The organism is Sphingobacterium sp. UBA3519 (assembly GCF_002377215.1).
GTDB lineage: Bacteria > Bacteroidota > Bacteroidia > Sphingobacteriales > Sphingobacteriaceae > Sphingobacterium > Sphingobacterium multivorum.
Genome location: NZ_DFPI01000033.1, coordinates 266,902 through 292,017, shown reverse-complemented (window position 1 = coordinate 292,017; position 25,116 = coordinate 266,902). Strand labels below are relative to the sequence as shown.

Annotated in this window: 26 protein-coding genes; 14 read left to right on the top strand and 12 right to left on the bottom strand. The window is 39.0% G+C overall.

The window, feature by feature from the left end:
- From B3297_RS21770 to B3297_RS21735, 8 genes are all read left to right on the top strand, one after another.
- The gene (locus B3297_RS21770; RefSeq protein WP_115048266.1) at positions 1–228 is read left to right on the top strand and encodes a response regulator; all 228 of its coding nucleotides are present in this window, start codon (positions 1–3) and stop codon (positions 226–228) included.
- A 181-nt stretch (positions 229–409) separates the two neighbouring features.
- Positions 410–1,321: a hypothetical protein gene (locus B3297_RS21765; protein WP_286779489.1), complete on the top strand. Its 912-nt coding sequence runs from the start codon at positions 410–412 to the stop codon at positions 1,319–1,321.
- A gap of 523 nt (positions 1,322–1,844) precedes the next feature.
- Positions 1,845–3,731, top strand: a complete 1,887-nt coding sequence (locus tag B3297_RS21760) for a serine hydrolase domain-containing protein (protein ID WP_286779488.1) — start codon at positions 1,845–1,847, stop codon at positions 3,729–3,731.
- On the top strand, positions 3,668–4,897 hold the full coding sequence (locus tag B3297_RS21755; RefSeq protein ID WP_286779487.1) for a helix-turn-helix domain-containing protein: 1,230 nt from the start codon (positions 3,668–3,670) through the stop codon (positions 4,895–4,897). The genes B3297_RS21760 and B3297_RS21755 overlap by 64 nt, the downstream gene beginning before the upstream one ends.
- Positions 4,898–4,988: 91 nt before the next feature.
- Positions 4,989–5,684: a hypothetical protein gene (locus tag B3297_RS21750; RefSeq protein WP_286779486.1), complete on the top strand. Its 696-nt coding sequence runs from the start codon at positions 4,989–4,991 to the stop codon at positions 5,682–5,684.
- Between the two features lie 18 nt (positions 5,685–5,702).
- A complete protein-coding gene (locus B3297_RS21745) occupies positions 5,703–6,527 on the top strand; it encodes a hypothetical protein (RefSeq protein ID WP_286779485.1) in 825 nt (274 codons plus the stop codon).
- Between the two features lie 382 nt (positions 6,528–6,909).
- Positions 6,910–7,428 (top strand): hypothetical protein, encoded by a 519-nt coding sequence (locus B3297_RS21740; protein WP_286779484.1) that lies wholly within the window; start codon positions 6,910–6,912, stop codon positions 7,426–7,428.
- Positions 7,429–7,623: 195 nt separating this feature from the next.
- Positions 7,624–12,132: an AAA domain-containing protein gene (locus tag B3297_RS21735; protein ID WP_286779483.1), complete on the top strand. Its 4,509-nt coding sequence runs from the start codon at positions 7,624–7,626 to the stop codon at positions 12,130–12,132.
- Positions 12,133–12,416: 284 nt separating this feature from the next.
- On the opposite strand, the gene B3297_RS21730 is transcribed toward B3297_RS21735, so the two are convergent.
- Both B3297_RS21730 and B3297_RS21725 read right to left on the bottom strand, forming a co-directional pair.
- Entirely contained in the window at positions 12,417–12,812 is a 396-nt protein-coding gene (locus B3297_RS21730; protein WP_145330423.1) for a hypothetical protein, read from the bottom strand.
- A gap of 3 nt (positions 12,813–12,815) precedes the next feature.
- Entirely contained in the window at positions 12,816–13,988 is a 1,173-nt protein-coding gene (locus B3297_RS21725) for an FAD-dependent monooxygenase (protein ID WP_286779482.1), read from the bottom strand.
- Between the two features lie 83 nt (positions 13,989–14,071).
- Here B3297_RS21725 and B3297_RS21720 point away from each other — a divergent pair, with 83 nt between their 5' ends.
- On the top strand, positions 14,072–15,025 hold the full coding sequence (locus B3297_RS21720) for a helix-turn-helix domain-containing protein (protein WP_286779481.1): 954 nt from the start codon (positions 14,072–14,074) through the stop codon (positions 15,023–15,025).
- Between the two features lie 167 nt (positions 15,026–15,192).
- Here B3297_RS21720 and B3297_RS21715 read toward each other — a convergent pair whose 3' ends face one another.
- Entirely contained in the window at positions 15,193–15,372 is a 180-nt protein-coding gene (locus B3297_RS21715) for a hypothetical protein (RefSeq protein WP_115048250.1), read from the bottom strand.
- Between the two features lie 627 nt (positions 15,373–15,999).
- On the opposite strand from B3297_RS21715, the gene B3297_RS21710 reads away from it, so the two are divergent.
- Positions 16,000–16,158 (top strand): hypothetical protein, encoded by a 159-nt coding sequence (locus tag B3297_RS21710; protein ID WP_286727682.1) that lies wholly within the window; start codon positions 16,000–16,002, stop codon positions 16,156–16,158.
- 279 nt (positions 16,159–16,437) lie between these two features.
- Here the strand turns inward: B3297_RS21710 and B3297_RS21705 are convergent, their stop codons facing one another.
- The 5 genes from B3297_RS21705 to B3297_RS21685 all read right to left on the bottom strand — a co-directional run bounded on the left by B3297_RS21705 (position 16,438) and on the right by B3297_RS21685 (position 18,890).
- Positions 16,438–17,154, bottom strand: a complete 717-nt coding sequence (locus B3297_RS21705; RefSeq protein WP_286727683.1) for a hypothetical protein — start codon at positions 17,152–17,154, stop codon at positions 16,438–16,440.
- Between the two features lie 28 nt (positions 17,155–17,182).
- Positions 17,183–17,641: a hypothetical protein gene (locus tag B3297_RS21700; RefSeq protein ID WP_286779480.1), complete on the bottom strand. Its 459-nt coding sequence runs from the start codon at positions 17,639–17,641 to the stop codon at positions 17,183–17,185.
- 214 nt (positions 17,642–17,855) lie between these two features.
- Complete coding sequence (locus B3297_RS21695) at positions 17,856–18,308, bottom strand: tetratricopeptide repeat protein (protein WP_286779479.1); 453 nt, start codon at positions 18,306–18,308, stop codon at positions 17,856–17,858.
- A gap of 137 nt (positions 18,309–18,445) precedes the next feature.
- Complete coding sequence (locus B3297_RS21690; protein WP_070568425.1) at positions 18,446–18,703, bottom strand: hypothetical protein; 258 nt, start codon at positions 18,701–18,703, stop codon at positions 18,446–18,448.
- Positions 18,704–18,707: 4 nt separating this feature from the next.
- Positions 18,708–18,890, bottom strand: a complete 183-nt coding sequence (locus B3297_RS21685; protein WP_070568428.1) for a DUF3606 domain-containing protein — start codon at positions 18,888–18,890, stop codon at positions 18,708–18,710.
- 92 nt (positions 18,891–18,982) lie between these two features.
- On the opposite strand from B3297_RS21685, the gene B3297_RS21680 reads away from it, so the two are divergent.
- From B3297_RS21680 to B3297_RS21670, 3 genes are all read left to right on the top strand, one after another.
- Positions 18,983–19,168, top strand: a complete 186-nt coding sequence (locus tag B3297_RS21680; protein ID WP_070568431.1) for a hypothetical protein — start codon at positions 18,983–18,985, stop codon at positions 19,166–19,168.
- 29 nt (positions 19,169–19,197) lie between these two features.
- Positions 19,198–19,971, top strand: a complete 774-nt coding sequence (locus tag B3297_RS21675; RefSeq protein ID WP_070568434.1) for an Fpg/Nei family DNA glycosylase — start codon at positions 19,198–19,200, stop codon at positions 19,969–19,971.
- Between the two features lie 84 nt (positions 19,972–20,055).
- Entirely contained in the window at positions 20,056–20,664 is a 609-nt protein-coding gene (locus tag B3297_RS21670) for a hypothetical protein (RefSeq protein WP_147282029.1), read from the top strand.
- Positions 20,665–20,731: 67 nt separating this feature from the next.
- On the opposite strand, the gene B3297_RS21665 is transcribed toward B3297_RS21670, so the two are convergent.
- Positions 20,732–21,004 carry a hypothetical protein gene (locus B3297_RS21665; RefSeq protein ID WP_286727686.1) on the bottom strand — a complete coding sequence of 91 codons (273 nt, stop codon included), beginning with the start codon at positions 21,002–21,004 and terminating at the stop codon, positions 20,732–20,734.
- A 747-nt stretch (positions 21,005–21,751) separates the two neighbouring features.
- On the opposite strand from B3297_RS21665, the gene B3297_RS21660 reads away from it, so the two are divergent.
- Positions 21,752–22,309 carry a DUF4382 domain-containing protein gene (locus B3297_RS21660; protein ID WP_286779478.1) on the top strand — a complete coding sequence of 186 codons (558 nt, stop codon included), beginning with the start codon at positions 21,752–21,754 and terminating at the stop codon, positions 22,307–22,309.
- 9 nt (positions 22,310–22,318) lie between these two features.
- Here the strand turns inward: B3297_RS21660 and B3297_RS21655 are convergent, their stop codons facing one another.
- The 3 genes from B3297_RS21655 to B3297_RS21645 form a co-directional block, all read right to left on the bottom strand.
- A complete protein-coding gene (locus B3297_RS21655) occupies positions 22,319–22,468 on the bottom strand; it encodes a hypothetical protein (RefSeq protein ID WP_286779477.1) in 150 nt (49 codons plus the stop codon).
- Positions 22,469–22,633: 165 nt separating this feature from the next.
- Complete coding sequence (locus tag B3297_RS21650) at positions 22,634–24,199, bottom strand: ABC transporter permease/substrate-binding protein (protein ID WP_115048239.1); 1,566 nt, start codon at positions 24,197–24,199, stop codon at positions 22,634–22,636.
- Entirely contained in the window at positions 24,196–25,116 is a 921-nt protein-coding gene (locus B3297_RS21645) for an ABC transporter ATP-binding protein (protein ID WP_070566447.1), read from the bottom strand. The genes B3297_RS21650 and B3297_RS21645 overlap by 4 nt, the downstream gene beginning before the upstream one ends.

The window sequence follows — 25,116 nt, the reverse complement described above, 5'->3', positions numbered from 1 at the left end:
ATGGAAAAGAAGAAAATATTATTGTTTGACGATGACAAACAATTGCTGGAGATGATTTCTATGATATTGGAGAGCTTCGGATATTCAGTAGCTGTGTCCTCTACCTCCCACGACGTGATAGAAAAGGTTACTGAGACAAAGCCTGACTTAATTTTAATGGATAACTGGATACCCTCCATTGGAGGAATTGAAGCATTATCTCCAATATATTTTGCATCAAACATATAGGCAGATATTTTCATTTTATTCAGACTTATCTCATAGATAACTTCATTGGAAAAATAAGGATTATCTACAGGAACAAGTGAATTTTCTTCAGTCAATGCAAAGTCTAAAACCCATTTATTTCTTCAAACGCAAATTAATTAAATATATTTAGTATATTAGGCTATTGAACCAATTGATTTAAATGATGCGCTATTACCTTATTTTAATTACCGCCCTGCTGCTGACTGGTTGTAAGAAAGATATCGATCCTACCAAAGGTAAGGAGGTATTAAAAGCGGGGTTTGTGTATGTAAACCCTGAAGGTCAACAGCTAAAAGACCCGATTATTATTGTTCCTCCCAAACTATCTGCTATGCCCGCCAATATAAGTTACACCCATTATGAAGGAGCAACTTTCAAAAGTAATATAAAAGTGGTAAAAGATAATATAGAACGGGATTTTACGGAAACTCCCGTTGTAAAATGGGTATTATATGATTTGGAGAATAAGAAGATTGTAAAAACGGAATCGAAGGCAGATATTAATCTTGATATCGCTAGCGTGGGTAAATACCGCCTAACCCAATATATTTTCAAAAATGAGGTAGAAAGTGAAACAATGGATATGGCAGTAGACTCAGCGTCCAAAACGGTAGAAGTCACAGCCTTAAAGTCCATTAATTCAATTGTGGTTGATAAGCTCTCATCGCGTAGTCCATATCTGACTTATTCTTTTAAAGAAGACGAAACCTTTGATGCTGTTGTCTCGTTATATAATTCTTTGGAAGACGCTGAGAATGACAAAAAACCAATTTCAGAGACAGAAATAAATAAAGCGTTGAAATTGGGTGCATCTCAGATAGCATTCAACAATACCGATCCTATCTTTATCCCAACATTTGATTTTCCAGAAAAGGATGATTTTTACCTGCAATTGACCTACATGCAGAATGGCAAAAAACTCAGGATACTCGATAATCACTTTGGCACAATTTTCAAATATTACAAAACAGGGTATCTAACAGCGGATAAATCAGCCCTTCAGGAAGAAAGAAAATTAAAATTTGGGGATATGACACTTACAATTAACTCTTCATTCACGTTTCAACGATAGCGGGGCGATAAAATCAAATTTTCAAATTCATAATGTGTATTTTTGTTCATAATGGGTATTTTTGTCTAATCATAGATCAGATTTTATTTTATCTTCTGAAAGATACTCTTTTGCTTTGTCCCGCTTGGTGGACATATCACACCATATATCAGCTATTTTGTCCTGTACATCTGAACCTTCCTGCATCCACATTCCAATACCGATATGACCTGCATAAATACATTCAAATCGAAAACGAAGAATGGGCCGATTTTATTGAACTAAATCTTGAGAAACAGAGCAATACATGATGAGAAAGGCTATTGCAGCCATCTCTTTGACCATTATGGATTAACCAACCTCGCCTAAAGGCTCCTTTAAAGAAGATCTATTAATGAACCAATTAAATAACATAAGGCAACTGACGGCATAAAGGATATGTAGTAGAGTTAAATACTATTAAGATATCCATTGGATTATCCATTTGGATATAAACGGACAATCTATGTAAAGATAACTGCTAATTTGCAAGAAAGAAAAGCGTATGATCAACTTAAAAACTTTTTATCTCGCAATGCTCATTGTGGCAGTTAATTTTAATGCATCAGCACAGGTAAGCAATGCTACAAAGTCTGACAACAATACTAGCCAATTGTATAGTCGTTTAGATAATGTCATTCAGAAGGAACATATACCCGGTCTACTAGTTGCTATTGTAAAAAAAGACAGTATACTGTACTCGGGTGGACTGGGCTATGCTGAACTTAAACAACGTAGGCAAGTAGAACATCAAACGCAATTTCACTTCGCTTCCGTCACCAAATTTTTTGTGGCAATGGGTATACAACAATTAGTGGCTAACGGTAAGCTAAAAATCAATGACCGTATTCGTGATATAGCACCCGAGATACCATTTGACAATCATTGGGAAGCGACAGATCCGGTACGGGTAGTTCATCTACTCGAACATACTTCCGGTTTTGAAGATGTTCAACTCAACAGCATGGTAGATATCAGCAAAAAAAAGCCAGTTGTTGATATCGAGGCCTTAAAAGCTGTTAGCAATTCGCTCACGGTACGCTGGAGACCGGGAACCATGATGTCCTATTCCAATCCGGGCTATAATGTACTCGGTTATATAATTGAAAAAGTTTCGGGCATGCCTTGGGATAAGTATTTAGAAGAACATATTTTTTTGCCATTAAAAATGCAAAACAGCTTATTTGATCTTGATGGAAATCATAGACCCAGCTTTGCCACAGGTTATAACTTTCAAAAGGGCGAATACAGACCAATGCCATTCTATCGTCCCATCGGGAATGGGGCCGGTAGCGCTTTGGTATCCACTGCTGAAGACATGGCAAAATTTATGCTTTATCTGCTCAATGGTAATACCGACAGCAGGTTGCTAGACAATGCTGGACTGAAGGAAATGGAAACCATTCACAGTACCTTAGCGAGCCGCGCTGGATTACAAACGGGATATGCCCTCGGCAATGATCTATTTCCAAATAATAAAAAAGTCAGCTTACGGGGCCACAACGGTAAAGGGGAAGGCTTTGTATCCTGGCTGTTCTTTAACCGCGAAGCTGGTATAGCCTATGCAATAGCAGCCAATAGTGTTGTCAATCTTTGGCCAGTATCACAGGCTATTGAAGAATTTTTGACAAAAGACATTTCTCCTCCGAAATCAATCAGTCTACCGATAGATGAACAAAAAATTAAACTGCTACTCGGATACTATCAATTTATGAATCCTAAAAATGAACGCTGGGAATTTTACAGACGTATCTTTGGCGGCATCGAATTAACGGCGGTCAGCAAGGATAGACTCGTCGTAAAAAAAGAAAACGGACAGCTCGATTCTCTTGTCCACGTTGGCAATGGCATCTTCCGACTAAAAGATGATATTCTTCCTGCTTTTGTATTAGCTCGAGATCCCGATGGGCAGCCTTTTTTTCAAGGGTATGGCAGTAGTTTCTATCGCAAAGTACCTCGAGCTTCTGTTCTAATCCAAAAGTTGCCTATCTACCTTGGACTTATGGCTATTTTAATTTATCTCATCTATAGCACCATCGGAATATTTCTTACGCTCTTTAGAAAAATGAAACTGATAGACCTAGGCATTCCTTTATTGCCAATAATAGGAACATGCTGTTTTCTCGCTGCTTATCGTCTCATGGGACAAACAGACGCCAGCCATAAAGAATTATTTACCTCTTTTAATGGAACTAGTTTTTTCATTTTTCTAGGCATGCTTCTATTTGCTATTTTGGTTGCCCTCAGCAGCTTGCTGCTTTATTACCGTTGGTCTAGACTGAACCCATTATGGCTTCGTCTGTTTTTGGCCTTCAATAATTTCTTTTTATGCTATCTCGTCGCCCTTCTATCCATCAATGGTTGGATCGGGGTACCTATATGGATGATGTAGCTCCATTTGATCAATTATGTTTAAATTCACGTTACAATGATAACTTACTACTGCCCATGATCAATATACTGTATACCTTTCATGCTTTTTCAGCTGGTGCATTTCTACTGCTCGGCACCTTGATATTTTTGGGTGTCAACCACAATTTTTCGCGCGCAGACCGGTGGCTTGGAACATGGTATTATTTGATGGCATGTTTATTTACTCAGCTTTTTCTGGAAGGTTTTCATATCGAGAGCGAAGGATTGATTCATACGCTGGAACTCCCGCGATGGGCTGCACTCCCCTGCTTCTACCTGGCCGTTCACTACATGGTCAAGCCAACAGCAAAAATTCGGTATTTGGGACTACATTTTGTTCCCTTCCTCGCTTTCCTTTTCTTCTCCATCATCTATTTAATACCCGGACTTTTTAATAGTCACATCCATCCACCTCAATTACCGCAATGGATCATCTTTGCTATCAAATATTTCTTTTTTGCACAATGTATCTTTTATTGGATTGCCTGTTATAGCCTCTTCAAAATACACCAGAAAAACATTCGCCAGCTATCTTCCTATACGGAAAAAATAAATATGGCCTGGTTGAAGTATCTATTGATCGCGCTGCTATTGATGATTGTTGCCCGTCTGCTGGCTATGGTACATGTAGTTTTTAGCGCAGTGGCCCCAATTTTATATTTTATGGGCACCGTGGCACTTGGGTACGCAACGCTAACACAAGGATCAATTTACACAATTGAGTCTACAGAAAACCTCATCAACGAAACGGAGCATAAAAAGGCTAAAGCCGAAGAGCGGCTGACAGTACAACAGGTAGACGCATTAAAAGAAAAATTACTACAGAAAACAACAGCTGAAAAGCTATATCTCGATCCGACATTAACACTATCATCCCTCGCGGAGCATATCGGAATCAATCCGCATGATCTTTCCTATATCATAAACAATGGACTGGAGAAAAATTTTTACCAGTTTATAAACGAACTTCGAACGGAGGAAGCAAAAATACTTTTATTATCCGAAGAGGCCAAACATCTCGATATGTTTGGAATCGCAATAAGGGCCGGCTTCAATTCAAGAACAACTTTTTATAGCAGCTTCAAAAAAGTGACCGGTGTCACACCCACAGAATATATGAAAGTCCATCGGAAACAATCAACTTAAAGGGAAACAATGAAGTTTGTTCGATTGCATCCATTCGGACGGTTAGCCTATCAAAAAGACCTACTCTTGTATCATATCAACAAAAAAAATTATGATACAATACACCAAACCAAGCGGGTACTCGAGAGCGATCCGCCAATTTTCCAAAGCAACATATGGTCTTCTAGTGGGAGCATGTTGCCTTTTTGCTTCGATTGAAACATTTTCGCAGACCAACCCTTCCGATGGCCCTCAACAACAACAGTTGGTTCCGCTAAAATCATTTCAAGGCTACTACCAGCTACCCAATAAAGTAGCTTTCATTGCTTTCGAGGAGCACGATAATAATCTGTATGCCACACAGCTGTGGGATCAGAAAAAAACATATCAGCTGGTCCGTAAAGATGACACGCATTTTGAATCCAAAAACGAAGGATATGCCATAGAATTTTTAAAGAATAGTTCCGGCGATTTTGGCCAAACCAAGATCCTGGGCAGAATTGTCTGTGAGCGCGTGCCATTTGACCCGAATAAAATTGCGACTCTAACCGCATCTCAACTGAAACAGCTTGCCGGATCTTACCTCAAGGTAAATGACAGCAACTTTAAGATTCAAATAGATCCCTCCTCAACAGGCTTAATGCTTTCTCAATTGTGGGATAACAAAACAATTTCATTTACCCCACGTTCGGAATTTTTCTTTCTCAATGATGATGGTACCTTTCCATTGACATTTTCTGTTGCCAATGGAAAGATAGAGCAGATGCAGTGTTTCGAAAATGATGTTTGGATAAAGACTGACCAATAATCCTATTCAAAAAATAATATGAACAGATTTATTGCCAGCTTATTCCTGCTGCTGGGTATAGCTCAGCTTAGCGCCCAACAGGTAGGAGATGAACAGTTTCATTATCCCATCACCGATCCGCACCACCGGATCGGTGATGGACCACTACTCCTATTTGACGAGGCACATAACAATCCGGTTACTTTGAGAGGTGCTTATGCCCCTTTTTCAAATCTCCTACAAGCTGACGGATATCGTCTCCGAAGTGCTAAAGAAAAAATCTCTTATGATCAATTAAAGGAAGTGAAAATCTATATCAGCATAAATGCCTTATATAATCCGGAAAATTGGAAATTACCCACCTACTCTGCCTTTACCGATCGGGAGATAGAAACGCTTCGTCAATGGGTATCTGATGGTGGAAGTCTATTTCTAGTCACCGATCACATGCCTTGTGGCGGCTCTGTACAAACGCTTGGCGCAGCATTTGGCATTCATATCGTAAACGGTTTTGCCTTACCTAAGAATGGACGTCCCGAAATCTTTTCAAAAGATAGAGAAACACTGTTATCCAACGAAATAACCACTGGATCAGGTAGAGAAATAGACAGTATTATGTGCTGGGGTGGAACAGGGTTTATCATCCCAACGAACGCACATATTATTTCTCTGTTGAACGAAGAATATGAAATTTATCTACCTAATGATGCTAATCAGATAAGAAGGCCTATTCCAGACAATATCCCCCGATTGTCGGGCAAAGGGTTTGCAAACGGTGCTTACCTGCAGTTCGGGAAAGGGAGAATTGTGGTATTCGGAGATGGCGCTCCTTTTTTCGGCACAACTCCATGGCATCAAAAGTGAAAAAAGAGGAATGAACCATCCGGCCGCAGCGCAGAATGCCCAGTTTTTGCTCAATATCGTTCATTGGCTCGACCAATGAACGATATATAAAATCGGAAAAGGAAAAACACCCGATTTAGCTCTTCCGTTTTTTCTTCGTTGGCTAATATAATTTGTGCCCCATGTGATTCAGTACGGACAAATGCCAGATTATCTCCTAACGGTACAATTTCATCAACCTTGAACTGCACATTAAGTTTTATAGCTTTAATCGCTTTTTACTAAATGTTGATGCCAATAACTTCAACTTCCTATTTTTGTTGAAACAGCTTACACAAACACCGTTTCAAATAGAATCAGTTCTTATACAAGGTATTGGTTGCGATGATTGTATCTGCGATCAGTGTTTTTCAATGACAAATGCTTTAAGTTCCGCCATTTTTCCATCTTCGAATCACCAAATGTCGCAATAATCGAAGTTTTCATATTCCCCGGCTTTATTTTTCAACTTGATTTCCCCGGTCACCATAACATAATCGCCCTCCTCAATAGACTTTTCCAATTTGAAATAGCCGGACTGACGGGAACCCCAGCAGAAGCCATCAATGTCTCCCGGATTAACGAGTGCCCTGTACAAATGGAAGCTGTTGTTATGGGCATGCATAAATTGGCGGAAGACGAACCTTTACAGCATGGGAAGATTATCACGTTTGAACTAAAGATAAACAGGGTATTTTTGGATAAATCAATTACTATGGATAATCATCCAAATCGGGTTGATCCAGATAAATGGAAACCTCTTATTATGAGCTTTCAGGAGTTTTATACACTTGGCGATAAAGTACACGAATCGACTCTCGCAGAAATTCCTGAAAATTTATACAACACCTACGATAGGAAATCAACTCAAGCAGAAGATTAATGACTAAGAAATGATAACAAAGGATGAAATTTTAAATCTCGAAAACACACGTTATGGAGCCATCAAAAATAAAGCTTTCACAATGAATGCGATGGAGACTTTTTAATGAACCTTCAAGTATTACATCAGCAATTCCATCCCATTGCTGATTATACCGAATATTTGTATATTAGGATAAATACAAATATTATAATTATGTCATCCAAGATTTTCCTGCAATCATTACAAAGTAAATTAAAGGGCGGCAATGCCCGCTCTATTCATTTAAATGCATTGCCAGGAAGGCTGGCCACCCGGTTAGACCTGCAGCAGCTTGACCTCATTGAGGATGGTCTCGCCAAATCATTTTTGGATACCTTGTTGACCAAAGCAAACTTTGAGTTTAAGATTTCATTTGATACGATAGACCTCAATGAAAAAGATGCGGAAACTCAAAAGAAACTGACCTTAATTTCTAAACGACTGAACTCCATCATCATAGAAAATGAAGATTATTTTAAAGAACATGGGATGAAGACCCTCGGATTCGGCTATCCTATTCTTATAAAAAGATCCTCAAAAGACCCTTCTAAGATCATAAAAGCCCCATTATTCATTTGGCAACTAGAGGCCGTTAAATCTAAAAACAAAGTCAATGAATGGTCGTTTTTGCGAAATAAAGTGGTTCAAGCGAATGGAAAAATAGTGGATTCAGATATTCACCCGATTAGTATCAATGAAGTCCTCCTTTCTTTTATCAAAAGTGAAGATGACATCACACTCCCCAGTCTAACCAATGATGCTTTAGAAGACGCACTGATTGATAGCAACGAATTAGTGAACGCTTGTGCTGAAGTACTGGAAGCACTCAATTCAAATAGTAAAGAGCAGATACTTGAGGTGCTAAGCAAAAACTTTGAAACAGCTATCAATGTATTACCCGAAGCTTCCCAGATAGATGCTATCGCCAATAACAAAGCCTACATTCATTTCGGCGGTGTTTTTGGCTTGTTCAGAGCGCAAAAAGAAAGTATTATCACCGACATTTCACGCTTATTGGATCGCTTCGATACCTTTGAATTTGATGAGCTTAAAGTGGAAAATCTATCGACAACTCCTTTCAGCGCTGTAGATACAGACCCAAGCCAACAGGCTATAATAAGTGCTCTTGGAAATGAACCGAATCAAATAATACAAGGCCCTCCAGGGACGGGAAAAAGTCAATCATTAACTGCACTGATCACAAATGCACTTGCCAATGGACTGAAATGTCTTGTTGTCTGCGAAAAGAAAACAGCGCTTGATGTCATTAAAGCAAATATCGAACGTACGAATCCTCAGATCGGCGCGCTAGTAGGTGTAATTGATGATGTAAACGATGCGCGTGAAGCGATCGTAGATTCCGTCAGAGATCGTCAGGTCGGAGTTCCGTTTCACATCTCAGTAAGACAAGCTCAAAACCAATATGATGTGATAAAATCAAAACTCAAGGAATCAGCCGAACTTATCAACGCACAGCATGCTGCATTAGCTCAAACGGTCTACGGCGATAAGAGTTGGCCGCAGATCGTCGGACGAAATTTGGCCTTATTAAAAAACTTTAATCAAGTACCGCTCAAGAATATTATACCGAAAGAGGATTTTAATTTTGCTCAGGATCATACAGAACTGGAAAGGACACTTGCTGTTTTAAAGCATAGCCATAATTTATTTAAGCAATCGCATCAGGTCCATTCCATATTTAGACCATTGACAGACGATCTATTTTTAGATCAACAGGTTGGGCCATCACGTGTAAGAATTGAGGATTTTATTGCATACGCTCATAAACAGTTACCAACTATTGAACAGCTTATTGCCGAACTTCAAGTGAGTGGAAAGCAGTGGGCTGATGATTTTTTTAGCGGCATCCCCACAATAATGCAGCAGGATTTTAAGTCCTATATGGCATTTTGTATTGGAGATTCAGTGAAAGAAGAGGTATTACCATCCACTTTTCCTCAGGAACAGCGCATCAATGAAATTGTCTTAGGACTACAAACAGTAGGGATAAAAGCGCAACAATTTTTCAAGCAATATGAAGATGCTCTGCAACAACATTATAGCAGCTATCATTCATCGCTAAGCAATGCAATATCAACTTATCTTGCCTACGCTGAAACAAGCATTGCTCAATATGGCAATAACTTATTAAATAATAGTAGTGGTGCAAAATTTAAAACAAGTTTATTAAGTATATTCTCGGGAAAGCATAAACAGATAAAACAAACGAGAATCGAATTAAAGAATCGTATCGCGCAGGTAAGATCAGCCCATGTTCAGAAAAATTATATTGAACATCAATATAACGATCATTTGGAAACAACTGATTTATCTATTTATCTAAACAATATCGAGGAACTCCGACAAAAGACAGCCGCTTGGAAAGAGCAATACCCACCTACGATCAGTAACTATCTGTCCAATATTAATGATCATCATTTTCATGCTGAACTGAGTAAACTAAAAGCGCAAATAGCTCCCCTACTTCAAAAATTGGATAGCATAGAGCAAATGCTAATCGCTGATTATAATATCGTTCCAACAACTCCTGTTACTGATATCAATGGGGTGATAAAGGCAGTACCTTACCTAACTGAAAGAGTAACTTTTCAATTAAGGCATTTCAATAATTTTCGTGACTATTACACGGCACGCGCACATGTCTATCGAAGTCTACAAAACTCGTTTGACGATATTGAAAGTAACCAATTAACAGGAAATATGACGAATGGTTTATTTTTACCGTATACAAGTCTTCAGGCTGCACTGGACATATGTCATACGGTTAAGCATACCATCACAACGTTCAATGAACATATGAGTGATTTCCGTATCTATCATGAATGGAAATCATTTTTCCTTTCACAGGACGAAGCGCAACAAAAGCTTATTTCCAGAATCAGCATACATCTTAAAGATCATTGGGCTGATGCATTTGAATGCTGGTATCTATATTGGATACTCACGACAAATGAGCCACAAGAACTGCCAAAAAGTGATTACCAACTACAACAATATCAACAGCAAAAACAAGAGTTTAACCATGCGCAGCTAAACAGTATAATTGCCTTATGGACAGAAAAACAGACTGATGCTGTAGGACAGTTCAAAGCTCGAGGGCAAAATATAAATAGTCTCTTTAATAAGAAAGGGGCAAAGGGAATGCGTCGCAATTCACTCCGCACTATTGTGAACAGAGAATTTGAACTATTTACAGATTTTTTTCCAGTATTATTGGTCAATCCTTCGGTTTGCAGTTCCATCTTGCCGCTACAGGAAGGAATTTTTGATGTGGTCATATTCGATGAGGCCAGTCAGCTGCGTCTCGAAGATACGTACGCGGCCCTGATCCGGGGAAAAGCTAAAATCGTTTCCGGTGATAAGCACCAGATGGCTCCCTCCTCTTACTTCGAAGGAAGTGGAGCGCTACTTGATCCGATTGATGATGAGACAGAAGATGCCGAAGATGAATTTTCAGATCGGACTGCGCTACAAGCGGCTCAGCTTAATCTTGCGGATAGCGAGTCGTTACTAGCTTATGCTGTAGACAAGGGGTTTGTGGAGTCTTATTTAAAAGTCCATTACCGCTCGAAGCACCCTTATCTCATAGACTTTTCCAATCATGCGTTTTACGGGAATAGGTTGATGCCTGTTCCGGCGAAAGTGCATTACACGCCTATCGAATACTTACAGATTGACGGATTGTATGAAGGACAAGTAAATAAGCAAGAGGCATTGAAAGTGGTCGAATTGTTACAACAGATCATGAAGGATGCGAAAGATAGTATCCCAAGCGTGGGTGTTGCTACATTCAATATTTACCAACGCAACTTGATCCTGGAGGAGCTGAGTGCAGTTCGTCAGAACGATTCTGTATTTGACAGCTTAATGGCGCAGGCAGGAGATTCATTCTTTGTTAAAAACCTCGAAAACATTCAAGGCGACGAACGGGATATTATCATTCTCTCAACGACATTTGGACGGAAAGCTAACGGTTCGTTTAGTCAAAACTTTGGTCCGATTATACAGGGTAAAGGACATCGCATGTTGAATGTAATCATTACTCGAGCGCGGTCAAAGGTATATGTATGTACTTCTTTCCCGCAGGAATATGTTGGTCAGTACCCAAATCTTATCCAACAGAAGGGCAATAAAGGCCGTGGAATTCTGTACGCTTACTTTACCTATGCGAAAGCAGTAAGTGAGGGAAATGACGAATTGCGAAAGGGCATTCTACAGCTGTTGAGTCAGTATTGTACAGATAAACTCTATGAACCTGCGGAATTTAGCTTAGGGTCTGAGTCTCCGTTTGAGGATGAAGTATTTGAACGACTTACACAGCATATCGGTGCAGACCGTTTAGAACAGCAGCATTCCGTGGGCGGTTTTAGGATTGATATCGTTGTAAAATCAAAAATAAGCCACAAACCACTCATCGCAATAGAGTGTGATGGTGCGAAATACCATAACAGTCCTGAAGCTTACGCTTGGGATAGCTTCCGCCAGGAGCAACTTGAAAGACATGGTTTTATATTCCATAGGATATGGTCCATTAAATGGTGGGATGATGCCAATGGAGAATTGAAGCGACTACTTGACTTTATCCATCAACAGGATGAGGAAGAGGCAAATTTGAACAACCACGTGCATGTGGCAACGAAAATCAATATAAATGATAATTAGCGAATCGCCATTGATAGAACCGATAATTCGCAGGTAACCAGCACAAATAATGTTATCTCATTGGTTTCCGACTCCTATTAAAGGTTATCGAGGCAACAATCGTAACCACAATAACCTTTAAAAGGGAACTATTCACACCAAATGACGAAGTCTGATCTCACGTTCAGGCTTGATAACTTAAAAGATGCATATTAATTATCACTTTTGATGACATTACTCCTACAGCACTAAATCTAGTTTCGCCAGAAAATCAGGTGGTCAATTTGCAACTAAGAATCGCATGGTCATTTGATACGAAATTTACATATAATAGAAGTTACTCGATATCCTAAAAATACACAGGGTAAAATACCTAAAATCAGCAATACCCAAAACCATATAGGATTTTCAGCCGACAACCATAGCCAACCCACGACCAGTATTATTAAACCACCAACTATAAGATTTTCTCTTGGCTTGCCCCCTATCCTCGTAGTAGCCATTCCACCCAACACACAACTAAACCAAACGCAAAAAAGTTTGATGATAAATTGGGAAAAATTGGTGGCAGCGATTTCCTTACTGGTAAATATTTCTAAAGATGACGTGAACAGCAAGCCTTGCATTTTTGCAAAAACAGAACTCATTAATCCTATCGTTCCGAATCCAACTATGACGGAAAATATCTTTCTAAAATTCATTATCTAATTGATTTTAAAATTTAACTGGTCTTTCGTTAATACAATTGGATCAATCATTATTTTTTGCACATCAGCCTCAGAGGCGGCTCTGAATGAATGGACAAAACTGTTTAATTTTTCTTTACTATCAGGAATAAATGATGCTGAATTATTTTTTGCATTAGCCTGAAATTTCTGAATTATTGGCTGCATCATGGTATCATAATTGCAACAAGCCGTTTTTAAATCATTCGGATTTTGATGAATAAAATGAGCTAGCGCCTTTGCCCCATAAATTGATAAAGATGCTCCCATTCCCGATAGCGCAGTGGGACAATACCCCGCATCTCCCAATAAAACCACATTACGATTTACTAAAGTGGATGAATTTATCATCCCCATTTTATCAATAAACATTAGACCGTTATCCGCGAAGCGACCTAACAAATGCTGTATATCTTCATTATACCCAGCAAAAGATGTTTTGAGTATTTCATTAGCTTTATTTTGAACAGATGGTAAATCTCCTGTATTATGTAAATAGCACTGAATGGCTATTTCATCGGAAGCAATGGGATAAATAGACAGCATCTTATTCACATCAATATAGATATTGAATTTGCCAACCTCATAAGAATGATGCTCTCTCAATCGTCCACCCATATAAACAAATTTAAAATCCTCTAGCGTACTTTCCGGAAAATAAATTTGTCTTGTTGTAGAGCGTAACCCTTCTGAAACGATAAGGAGATCGGTCTCCAACACGGTTCCGTTGTTGAGTAATATTTGGACTTTGTCTTCATCATGCATTACGTTTTCAACAGAAGATGAGAAATGAATACTCACTTCATTTTTTACGTCGTTGTATAAAACGTGATGCAATCCGCCTCGCGTTATCAGTACGGAACGTTCAATATTCTCGTTCATTTTCTCATAGCTAAGACTTTGTATAATTGAGTCGTCTGATTCCCTGAAATTTACAAATTCAGAGGGTGACGATGCTTGTTGTAATTGTTCTGCTAATCCTAATTCTTCAATAATACGAACGCCAAAACTCTTAAGCGAAATAAGAAATCCGGATTTACTGAATGATGCCGCTCTTTCCAAAACAGTCACGTTATGCCCTTGTTTGCTCAACAGTTTTGCAACAGTCAATCCAGCGATTCCTCCTCCTGAAATAATAATATTTTTTTTCATTTTTTTCATTTTTATACAGCAAATATCTTTCTATATTTACAGATAAAATAGCCCAAATTAAACTAATAATAGTCCAAAAAATTATGTTTGATGAAAAGCGTAAAATGAGAAAACTTGCTAAAAAACTTGGCATCTCCTTATCTTCCATTGAAAATGAGATAAAATTTTTGAATTTCAACGAATTGAACATTGTGGACTTGATGCCCGAGATGTTAATAATGGTTCGCTCTTTAATTGCCAGCAAGACTTTTGCTTATAAAAGAAAACCAATCAGGACAATAGAAAAAGGACTACTCATTTCGTTTCAAAATATTCTTATTGACAAAAAATCGGCAAATGCCATTAGTAAAAGATCTTTGAACAATCAGCCTCATGTCCGTATTATACCTTCACATTTGGAAAGTGAAGTGTTATTTCCTAAAGATGTCCACGTACAGCAAATCAGCATTTTAGTTGAGCTGGAATACCTGAAACATTTTGTAGGAAATGATGCAGATAAATTGTCTTATCTTTTTGATATAGAAAAAACCTTTTGGATAGAAGAATTTTTGTCACCTGAAATGACTGATCTAGTTGCTCAATTAGCTGACCTTTCAATAGAAAACATTTTACCGCAAGCTTTTTATCGGTTAAAAGCACTTGAACTTATTTATCTGCTTTTCAGCAATTTATTAAAAAGGAAAAAAACAGATTATTTCCATCTTAACAACGCAGAAATTGATGCGGTTTATTTGGTTCGGAATACGATAGCATCAAATCTGGAAAAATCTCTATCTAAAGATGAACTGGTAAAAATAGGTGGAATGAATGAGCTAAAACTAAGAAGGATTTTTACACAAGTTTTTGGAAAAGGAATGTACGAATATTACAATCATCTTCGTATGCAAAAAGCAGCAAGACTATTAAAGCAGGAAAATCTTTCAGTTTCAGAAGTTGGCTATCAAGTAGGATTTAGCAATCTGAGTTATTTCGGAAGGTTGTTTGAAAAACACTTTGGATTAAAACCAAAGAAGTGGCAGGATAAAAATAGAATGTAAAAACCTTATATCACACTTTATTATTGGTTATTATTCTCTCCGAACACCATCTTTAGTTGGCCTAATAACAATAAGTACCCGCAAAACGGGTTACATCAGCTATCGAGGATGTGCAGGTATGGGGCTGGATGTGATGTAGGTTCGAAACAACGAGTGATTTTCTTTACTTAAAAATAAATATGATCTCCTTCGGTGGCTGCTTGTGTGAGCATTCCAAAGGAACCTACGCGGTCAGCTACGTCATCCTCATCCACCGCCTTATGCCGCTCGTACAAACCTGGTAAATATAACAGTTCGCTCCCTTCTGCACCGATAAAATAAGGAACTTTCTTTTTCCAGCCTTTCACCGCGCGATGCTCAAAGGTTAGGATATCGGAGTGATTCTTATGGATATGATGATGCCGGATATGGATGGTTATATTCCGAAGCCGATAGACTTTGAAAAGCTCACTGGGCAGATCTCCATCCTGACAGCGAGTAGCTGATAGAAGTTTATTATTGTAAGATTCGGCGGTGACTATAATGTTGTTAGGCTCGAGATAACAATGTTCGGCAGTTACTGCAAGATTTTATGCTGAAATGCGAACCGCACTGGATCAGCAGTATTTTTGGTTTCGGTTTTATCGATCAACTGCTGCCGATGACCTTCAACGGTGCGTTTAGTCAGCAGGAACACTAAAATGCAAAAATGGTGAACTTAAAAACTTTATCATTAATTCCAGTGCACTTATAAAAGAGGATGAATTTATTCATTAGATGTGTTTTACCAAAGATGTGACAGAAGCTGGTATGGCAGAATACTCCGTCAGCATGGCTCAGAGATCAAGGTGAAAAGTATGAAAGATAAGGCTTCCACCTTCTATTTTGATCTTCCAGTGCATACGCTAGCGGGTTAAAATTGCTGGCTGACCAATATTTACCAATCGATAAACCAATATGCGATAGCTGTGGTTCTTTCTAAAATATTTAGAACCATGATATATACGGTTTATGCAGATCAGCAGTATCAAGACAGGAAGATCCCACTGTTAGCAGTATTTATAATTGTAAAAAAAGATAACAAAAATAAAGGTATAAAGAAGTTTTGTGGCACTGAAAGATATGTGATCACCACCAATGCTGGCGAAAAGTAAGCAGGCAGAGGCTCCGCCGCGTCGGATAAGCCATGCCTAAGATCTAACCGCCCCAGGGTACGAAAAGCAAAAAGAAATACTCATTGATAATTGGTAATTCATGTATTAAAGCAACGCACCTGCAATTGATTCTCAAAAATATCCTAGGCTGTAAGAGGTTTTTTGTTACGACCTAGCGTAAGTTTAAAAACTCTTCAGGCTCATTGTTTCTGAGCTCGACTTAGCCTTTGAAAATGTAGTCTCCAATACTTACCTGCGAAAAAAATATGGAGGAGATGCTTATAATATTAAACGTATGATTTTTTTTTCTTCATCAACGGAATAATTCAATTTTCTATCGAAAAACTGCTCAAAGATTTCCGAGACGTTGATATAAGGGTCTTCTACATCGCTTACACTTCCGCCTGAACGCCGAGACATTCCCTGATTTATAATAGTTTTAATAAACGGAGTCTTTCTTAAGGATCTTGGTGCTTCATTGTCGGTACTATAAGCCAACAAAAGATGCCCTTTCCGATCAAAGACACTATTGACCGTATAAAATGAACTCGCATCGATGTATTTTTTCTCTTCCTGACAATAAACTTTCGAGCTTTCACTGTTACTGATGAAGGTAACGCTTCCCTGAAAAAATGGGTTAACAGTAGTTTCAGAATTGAGCTGATATTGTTGTTCCGCTAGTGCAGAAATAAAGCATACCGTGCCAGCTCCCGCCTTTAAAAATACATTCTTATCCCTAATAAAACTTTTACTGAAAGCGAAAACACCTCCATTGCCCAACTCATAAACTTTACCGTTTGACTCTATTCCAATAATATACCCCCGGGCAACAAATTCTTTTTGCCACCAGCCAAAAGTTTTTCCGATAAAAAATAATGGCAGCAGAAAAGGTAGCACTATTAAAAATCGACTGCTTTTTTTGGACAATTTATTGCGCTCTGCTTGTTCTGTATTTTCCACTCCCATCCCATCAAGATTGCCTGTCTTCCCTTCCATTTATCTAATTTTAATCCTAGAAATAATATTATTCCACGCCTTTAAAAGACATAATAACGCCAGAATATTTATCGTGATCCGCACCAATATAAGATAAATCAATACCGGATAAATTTTTATTGTTCAGGGCTTCTTTAAATAGCGTATAATTCATTTTTTCGATCCTATTGTTCCAGTCTTCATCCGATGTTGACTTAATTGATTCCAAATCTTTCATTTCAAACATCGCACGATCCGATATTTTTTTAGAACGTTGGACAAAAATTGTATCTCCTTCTATCTTAAGAATTTTTACCCAACCTGCTGGTAAACCTTGGATGTTATTTCCTTCAGCATCGGTAAAGAAACTTGCTCCATATAGTTGTCCTGCTTGTAATTGTTGAGCCGATTTAACAAGACTCTCTTTTTCATTCCGATATTTTTTGCCATCTATGTTCAGTTTAATACCGTAAATAATAGAGCCGATAATTGCTATCGATGCTATCATCAAATACCCTTTCCAAAGTTTGAAATAGGGAATTTCTAGTGTCTTCTTAAATTTCTTTACCTCCTCTTTTTATTTCTAAGAATTTCGATTATCATATTGAGGACAACAGCCTACTGACCGACGAGCAGGTACAAAAATACATCGGAATGATTCAACACGGAGAGCTAAAATGGAGAAAAGATGATAATAGATAATTTCGAGTTTATGGGTGCGTTTAATTCTGCTTTTTTAAACGTTTTGTCGGTTTCTTTTTTTGTGGCTTTGCAGGTGTCTTAATTTTTTTCTGTACGGTCTCCATTCGTTTTCTCCACCTGATGATCTGAGATTCTTCATATACAGGGAGGCCTTTATCGTTGAGAAGCCCCATAGATTTAGCTAAACTAAGACTGAGGCGTGCGGACTTACTGTTTGCTTTCTTCCAGGTCTGTTGATCGTCTTTAAAATCCTTCTCATAGGCAGCGATAGCCTGCTTAATAATGGCTAGCTCCTTCTTATATTCTTTGAGCTTTCGATAAAGAATCATTAATCTGTTATATGCCCCTGCTTGTAGTGGGTCTTTACTTATGACCAAGTTGTAGCTTTTTATGGCATCTTCGGTTTTACCTTCGAGCTCCTGCAATCGTGCATCTTTTAACAGCTCATTTTTGGATTTCTTAATACCAGTCATATTTATTTTTATCTTTCAATACTATTCATACCTGTGCATGGTCAATACTTTAAGGGGCAAATTCCCGCTAATAAATAGTAGAGTCCTTGTAACCGGAATATCATAATTAAACTTGAGAAAAGTAATGAACAGATTAGCTAGCTCAAAGTTTCATCTCGGTTTCGGTCTACTTCTAGTAAAAGAAGAAGTTTGGCAATAGCGGGTTCCCTCCATTCTTCCGCAAGATCGCCCTCTATAAAACCAAAATCTTCATCTAGGATCATCTGGCAGCCATCCATCGTAATTCTGGCATATGGTCCGTTTTGCCCCTCCTGTCCTACTTCAAAATCACAATATTTTTCTACTCCTATGTTATTTGTCACCGGAATTCCAGTGAACGTTGCTATAGCTGCCATATTTTCATTTTTTATTTTTCAAATAATTTATAAGATCCTCACGACCATTACCAACGTTTTTAATTGCCTCTTCGACTTGCTGCCGGGTTACGCCAAGTTCTTTTGCCAAATAATCGACCTCATAAGATTCACCGCCAGCTACCTGATTGCGATCCCTTGCATCTTTTTTATTTTTATTGTCTGTCATAATAAAGTTTTTGGAATAGAACAACCGCCAACCAATAGAGTTTGAAAACTATCACTATTCTGATGTTGTTCTAAATACAAAAAGGAGGAATTATGCCTTGGTATAATGGAGATTATCCACCATCATATAAAAATCAACCGGTCAACATCCGGGAGAAAGCGACTGAAATCGCAAATGCTTTGCTTGAGGAAGGCGCCGAAGAAGGAATTGCCATAGCAACCGGCCTAAAAAAAGCGAGGGAGCATTTTAAAAAGGTAAAAGAGGAAAATAGAAAGTAAGGAAGCACAAATTATTAAAATCGACGACTATGCCAGAACTACCAGACCTACAGGCCTTCAGCAAAAATCTCACAAAAATGCTTAAAGGTAAAGTGCTTGAAAAAGCTGCCATTCACAACAAACAAAAGACCAAAGTCAGCCTGAATGATCTGCAAACTCTTGAAGGCAAAAAACTCATCAAAGTTTATCGGGAAGGTAAAAGGCTTTTTTTTGATTTTGGCAAAGATGCTATCTTGTCGATTCATCTCATGTTGCATGGCAAACTGATATATTCGGAGGACGAAAACCCAAAGTATGCATTAGTTTCCATGAAGTTTAAGGATGGTGGAACGCTATCCATTACCGACTTTCAGAAGATGGCACATATAGAATTGAATCCTGAACATGCAAAGGTGATGGATGCACTTTCTGAAAAGCTAAATCCAAAATTACTTTTCGGATTGCTGCAATCAAGCAAGGCCAAAATTAAAACTCTCCTGATGGACCAAAATGTCATTGGTGGTATTGGAAATGCCTACGCTGACGAAATCCTGTATGAAGCAGGGATATCACCACTTTCAATTTCAAACAAAATTCCCGAAAAGCAGGTACAACATCTTGCCAAAGCAATTAAGGAAGTACTGGAAAATGCCGAACAGCAGATTCTAAAAGAGCATCCTGAAATCATTAACGGTGAGATAAGGGACTTCATGAAAGTCCATAACAAAAATGCGAAGGTTGATGGTAAGGGTCATGAAATATTGCAAACCAAAATTAGCGGCAGAACTACTTATTACACAGAGCAACAAAAAGTTTTCGAATAGCACAGGATACGACTAAAGAATTACTTATCTCAGTGAAGTTTTTTGGCACAGATCTGGTACGGAAATAGGAACAACTAATTGCATATGAATAATCTATATATTATCTTCTTTTTTTTAGTTCTCCAGGGCTGCACAATGCGTAAAAGTACAATGACACCGGTACAAAATGATAAGTCCAAAATATACAATGACAGCTCAATGCAACAAGACTATGTTTCCATTTTAGAAACAATTTTGTCTGACGATTCAGCTGGTATCAAACTGCAACGTGAAGGAGAACGAAGGGCGTTCATTCATAACAAGTTTATGAGAGATTCTATCTCATCATTGCATGACAGGAATTATGTTTTTTACAACGTCGATCCACAGAAGCTGATGAAAATACTGGATAACCAGCTCACAGATTCGCTGGATATGCTTAATCAGATGAACGAAAGGAAGGCAATCATCCCAATTCCAGACGCGATCAAAGCAGCGTACACTGTTGATGACGCCGATAAATACAGGATGGACCGCAACCAAAGCATTTATTACTTTCATCTTCCCATTATCGGGTATAACCGCAAAAAAGCATACGTGCCGGTCGACTATGTATGCGGCCCTTTATGTGGAAACGGTGATGCATTTCTGCTTGAAAAAGTGAATGGTAAATGGGTAATCATACAACGATTTTTTAACCTCTGGATCTCTTAAAAAAATGTAGTCACAATAATCTTTAAACAGAAGATATTCACGCCAAATAACCAAGCGGACTTATAGCCTAATGGACCTTATCACTTTCTATAAATACACTTCCCGACAAATAGCACTCGGGAACATTGGCTAATACATAATCAATGCCGAGAATATTAGGACGAGCCGTACTTCCATGCCCACAATACAAACTCCTGATCCAGGTATCTACGTCATCTACCCATATCGCCTTCCAGGTAATATTTTGTGGATCCTGGACAGTGACAGGTGAAATTAGCACATTATACCCCATCGCTCGCAGCGCGGTTAATACGACTCGATTTACTTTGACAAATTTCATCTTCGAAAGCTATATACGGTTGTCTTTACTTTGGAACAGAAACACAACCCATATGGTTCAAAAGTCATTAACTTTTTGTGCTTAGCAGCACATCCTAATAAGTACTAAATCTAACTGATCGCTTGCATCGGATCCATTCCCGAATCAAGAGACTCGTGGTGGTTACTCCTTTTTATATATAACTATTCAAACTGTCCTGTATAAGTTTTGCGACCAATTGCAGATTTTGGTCGTCAACATATTTCAAGGAAAAAGTCTCAACGTTGGGTGTACAGCTCGCCTACAATCATCATTTAAAATCATGGCAGATAACGAAGAACGTTAAAACAAAATAGCTGTTAGGGGCTAATCGAAAGATTAGTCTTTTTTTTGCTAAAAAATGAACTATTATAAATGGATATCGTTATCTGATAGGTTAAGTTAGTTTGTTTTAGTAGTTATTAAGGTCGGTAATTCATGTCGCCGGCCTTTTTTCTAAAGTTGGAATTTCCCCTGATTCAATCAATTCTATTGTTATATCCTCTACCTCCCTGTCGCAATTTTCGTAGATTCTTATTACAGGGTGCCACCTTTGTTCTGGTCGATCTCTAAGAAAAAGGGCAGCTCGGCAATTGTCGATTCGTGATAACAGTGGTTACACGATCATCTCTTCTGTTGAAAAGACAATGTATATATGGGTTCACGTAGCGGGCTGTTAAAAAAAACAAACGATGACTGCTCCGCTTGTGTTCAACTTAAAAAACAATTATGACCCTGATTTCCAATAGAAAAAACACGAAGTTAACCGCCCGCAGGGTTTCTACCCTCTTGCACCTTATGGCTGTGGTCCTCCTCATATTTTTAGGTAGCTGCCATGAGGACGATAGCCCCGCACCTGAGCAGGCGCACTTAAAAGTGAAGGTGAAAACTCAAGGTGATCAGTATGATGCAGTCCATCTCGAGATCCAGCAGCTATGGACCCGCACGTCTGCAGGTGGAGGAAAGGTCGTAGCAAATAAAAGGGTAAACATCCTGAAAATTCAAACGGATAGCATCATCGCGGGTGGACATGTCCCCCATGGCAGCCTACAGGAAGTTATGCTAAAAGTAGCCCCTACAGGGAATGAAATAGTCATAGATGACCTTTCCTATGCTTTAGAGATGCCACAAGGAGAAATTATCGCGGTGAATATCGCAGCCGACAGTAAGCTTTTTCCAAATGAAAACCATACATTAATGCTTCATATCAATCTATCAGATTTCATTCAGGAGACGGCAGAAGGTAAATTTATAATAAATCCTAACCTCCCTGCAGTACTGGATTAAAGCGGCAGGTTACTCACTCCTCGAATCGGGTTTTAGTGGCTTTTTAGCGCAGCGGATCACCTCAATGGAAGGGATTCCGTAGTCCAGGACAATTTTGCCTTCAACCAAATAGATACCGACCCGACGGAGCGCAGGTGCAGAATTGGTATTATGTCTCATCCAGCTTGGCATTAAATCGGGGCTACGCTGTTTTTTGTCTTTCCTTATATAACAGCAAGCAAGCAAATTTGGGCTTTGTAAACCAACGATATGAGGTGTAATCCTACAGGAGAAATGCTTCGGAACATCATTTTTTGACTTTCTGATTTAATTTTTATACCCCTTTTAGTAATATTTTTTCAAATCACTAATTCTTTCAATATGGAGTTCTCTGGCCTGAGACCGCCGCATCATTAACGCATAAGCATTATTAAATCCTAAAGGTTTTAACCACTTGATGCCATACAGCTTCTGAAACTCATTGTTTACGTAATTATAGGTATCGGAAGGACTTTTGGATACGCTTCCTAATACCTGCTGATTTGGTTTTAACAACACCAAAAGGCCTGTTCCCGTGTACTCTACATAGCAATCAATGGCATCGCTCATCAAAGCATCAAAACATATTTTGGTCCCACCCAACCCCGTCTTTGTATCTACTTTATAATCGGTATGGCCTTCGATCAGAATTTTGTATATCGCAGCCAAAATATATTGTTCTGCAAAAATTTTTGAACCTACCTTTATCGTACCGGCGCTCCCAGAACCAGTTGGCTTATAAAGATTGTTGTGCAGCAGAAAGTCCTTTGCAATATGTTCTGGCGTCTGCTTCAAAAAATCTGCTTTATAATTGAGCTCCGTCATGACCGAATCATTGAACTTATCTGCCAGCAGGTTCATTGTCTCTTCCAGCTTGGGGAATTTCTGAAGGGTTGCCGTCTTGATGATCGGTGAAGCAAAATAAGGTGGGAAAATCTTCTTGTCATCTGCCAGCACAAACAGGTCGTATGCCTTGATCCGCCCATCGGTGGAGTATCCGCTAATGAGATCAAGATCTTTTTCATAAGCGGCTTTATACATAATTGCATCGCTGACAACAAGTGGGTTGACCTGAAGATCATAGATACTGCGAAGTCCCAGATCACCGTCCTGACGTCCCATAAACTCTGGTGTGAAACCTGCCTTGATGCGACTGTCATTGGACCTCATAGCCATATAAAGCATACTTAAAAAGCACATTGCGGTGAATATGCCCAATATAATATAGGTTTGTCGACTTTTGATATTTACCAGGGAATATTGGATTAGTGCAATGCCTTTGTCCAAGAGGATTGCTAATAATGCTGCAGGAATAGCGCCGGCCAAGATCATGTTGGAGTTGTTAAGGGATATACCGCCAAAAATAAATTCACCCAAGCCCCCGGCGGCAACAAATGATGCCAAGGTTGCTACGCCAACATTGATCACTGCCGCTGTACGTACGCCCGCGATAATCACTGGCATGGCAAGTGGAAGTTCTACTTTGAGGAGCAGTTGCCAATCGGTCATACCCATCGCTTTCGCTGCCTCTACGATACTGGAACCAACTCCTGTAATGCCGGTAAAGGAATTCCGGATAATGGGTAAGAGAGCGTAGATAAATAGTGCAACAATGGCGGGAATGGCTCCGATACCCAGAACCGGAATAAGAAAACCCAACAATGCAATACTCGGTACAGTTTGCAAAACACCTGCGAAACCTAAAATAATAGCAGCAAATTTTCTCTTTCTCGAGATCAGTACCCCTAGAGGCACTCCGATAAGAATGGCAAATACCAAAGATAAAAATGTAAGCCCGAGATGTTGGCCAATCTGGGTCAATAGCTTGTCCTGTTGTTCGAGAATAAATTGCCAAAAACTTTGCGCCGTCATACCACTTGTTGTTTTCGATAGTTGTTAAATGCGCCCACTAGCGTTTCATAGGCTTGCGCCGTATCTGTATGCATACTCAGAACCTGGGTGGCATGCCATAAATCTGTGCTCAATGTAAATCCATAACGCGAGATAAAAGGATCTATCGCCGTAATCCCTTGTAGTTCTTGTAAGGTAGTCACTTTATACTCCAATAGTAGGCGATTTTCGGCGAAGAAATTGGCTACAAATTCATTTGCAGGTCTATATAACAGTTCTTTTGGCGTTCCGATCTGCACGATTTTCCCCTTGTCCATTAAGCAGATCCGCTGTCCAAGTTCGAAAGCCTCAGACACATCGTGCGTAACGAGGATGATCGTCTTACTGCGTATCTCCTCCAAGGATCTGAATTCTGCGTGGATATCTGCTTTGGTTATATTATCCAGTGCTCCGAATGGCTCGTCCATTAATAGAATAGGTGAATCGGCGATCAGTGCCCTAGCAATGCCTACGCGCTGTTGTTGCCCTCCACTCAGTTCATGGGGATAACCTTGTTGGATCTCCTCGCCCAAGTTTAATTTGTGAAGTAGCTCCGCAGTACGCATGCTTATTTTCTTTTTTTCCCATTTCAACAATTCTGGAACTACAGCAATATTGCGTGCAACGGTATAGTGCGGAAAAAGGCCGGCATGCTGCATGACAAAACCAATTTGCCTACGTAAATCATGGATGCCTCTTTCTCTGATATCTTTGCCAGCAATAAAGATCTGGCCTTTATCGGGTTCGATAAGCCTATTGATCATTTTTAGGGTTGTCGTCTTTCCACAACCGCTAGTTCCTAGCAGAACAAGAACTTCGCCTTGATTGGCCTGAAGGGAAATCTGATCGACTGCGGCCTTTCCATTAAAGAATTTTGAAATGGAGACGATATCTATCAT

Excerpts from the sequence above, each read along its gene's own strand:
- B3297_RS21770 (WP_115048266.1), top strand. The coding sequence starts at position 1 with ATGGAAAAGAAGAAAATATTATTGTTTGACGATGACAAACAATTGCTG.
- B3297_RS21765 (WP_286779489.1), top strand. The coding sequence starts at position 410 with ATGATGCGCTATTACCTTATTTTAATTACCGCCCTGCTGCTGACTGGT.
- B3297_RS21760 (WP_286779488.1), top strand. The coding sequence starts at position 1,845 with ATGATCAACTTAAAAACTTTTTATCTCGCAATGCTCATTGTGGCAGTT.
- B3297_RS21755 (WP_286779487.1), top strand. The coding sequence starts at position 3,668 with ATGCTATCTCGTCGCCCTTCTATCCATCAATGGTTGGATCGGGGTACC.
- B3297_RS21750 (WP_286779486.1), top strand. The coding sequence starts at position 4,989 with ATGATACAATACACCAAACCAAGCGGGTACTCGAGAGCGATCCGCCAA.
- B3297_RS21745 (WP_286779485.1), top strand. The coding sequence starts at position 5,703 with ATGAACAGATTTATTGCCAGCTTATTCCTGCTGCTGGGTATAGCTCAG.
- B3297_RS21735 (WP_286779483.1), top strand. The coding sequence starts at position 7,624 with ATGTCATCCAAGATTTTCCTGCAATCATTACAAAGTAAATTAAAGGGC.
- B3297_RS21730 (WP_145330423.1), bottom strand. The coding sequence starts at position 12,812 with ATGAATTTTAGAAAGATATTTTCCGTCATAGTTGGATTCGGAACGATA.
- B3297_RS21725 (WP_286779482.1), bottom strand. The coding sequence starts at position 13,988 with ATGAAAAAAAATATTATTATTTCAGGAGGAGGAATCGCTGGATTGACT.
- B3297_RS21720 (WP_286779481.1), top strand. The coding sequence starts at position 14,072 with ATGTTTGATGAAAAGCGTAAAATGAGAAAACTTGCTAAAAAACTTGGC.
- B3297_RS21710 (WP_286727682.1), top strand. The coding sequence starts at position 16,000 with ATGATATATACGGTTTATGCAGATCAGCAGTATCAAGACAGGAAGATC.
- B3297_RS21705 (WP_286727683.1), bottom strand. The coding sequence starts at position 17,154 with ATGGAAGGGAAGACAGGCAATCTTGATGGGATGGGAGTGGAAAATACA.
- B3297_RS21700 (WP_286779480.1), bottom strand. The coding sequence starts at position 17,641 with ATGATAGCATCGATAGCAATTATCGGCTCTATTATTTACGGTATTAAA.
- B3297_RS21695 (WP_286779479.1), bottom strand. The coding sequence starts at position 18,308 with ATGACTGGTATTAAGAAATCCAAAAATGAGCTGTTAAAAGATGCACGA.
- B3297_RS21690 (WP_070568425.1), bottom strand. The coding sequence starts at position 18,703 with ATGGCAGCTATAGCAACGTTCACTGGAATTCCGGTGACAAATAACATA.
- B3297_RS21685 (WP_070568428.1), bottom strand. The coding sequence starts at position 18,890 with ATGACAGACAATAAAAATAAAAAAGATGCAAGGGATCGCAATCAGGTA.
- B3297_RS21680 (WP_070568431.1), top strand. The coding sequence starts at position 18,983 with ATGCCTTGGTATAATGGAGATTATCCACCATCATATAAAAATCAACCG.
- B3297_RS21675 (WP_070568434.1), top strand. The coding sequence starts at position 19,198 with ATGCCAGAACTACCAGACCTACAGGCCTTCAGCAAAAATCTCACAAAA.
- B3297_RS21670 (WP_147282029.1), top strand. The coding sequence starts at position 20,056 with ATGAATAATCTATATATTATCTTCTTTTTTTTAGTTCTCCAGGGCTGC.
- B3297_RS21665 (WP_286727686.1), bottom strand. The coding sequence starts at position 21,004 with ATGAAATTTGTCAAAGTAAATCGAGTCGTATTAACCGCGCTGCGAGCG.
- B3297_RS21660 (WP_286779478.1), top strand. The coding sequence starts at position 21,752 with ATGACCCTGATTTCCAATAGAAAAAACACGAAGTTAACCGCCCGCAGG.
- B3297_RS21655 (WP_286779477.1), bottom strand. The coding sequence starts at position 22,468 with ATGAGACATAATACCAATTCTGCACCTGCGCTCCGTCGGGTCGGTATC.
- B3297_RS21650 (WP_115048239.1), bottom strand. The coding sequence starts at position 24,199 with ATGACGGCGCAAAGTTTTTGGCAATTTATTCTCGAACAACAGGACAAG.
- B3297_RS21645 (WP_070566447.1), bottom strand. The coding sequence starts at position 25,116 with ATGATAGATATCGTCTCCATTTCAAAATTCTTTAATGGAAAGGCCGCA.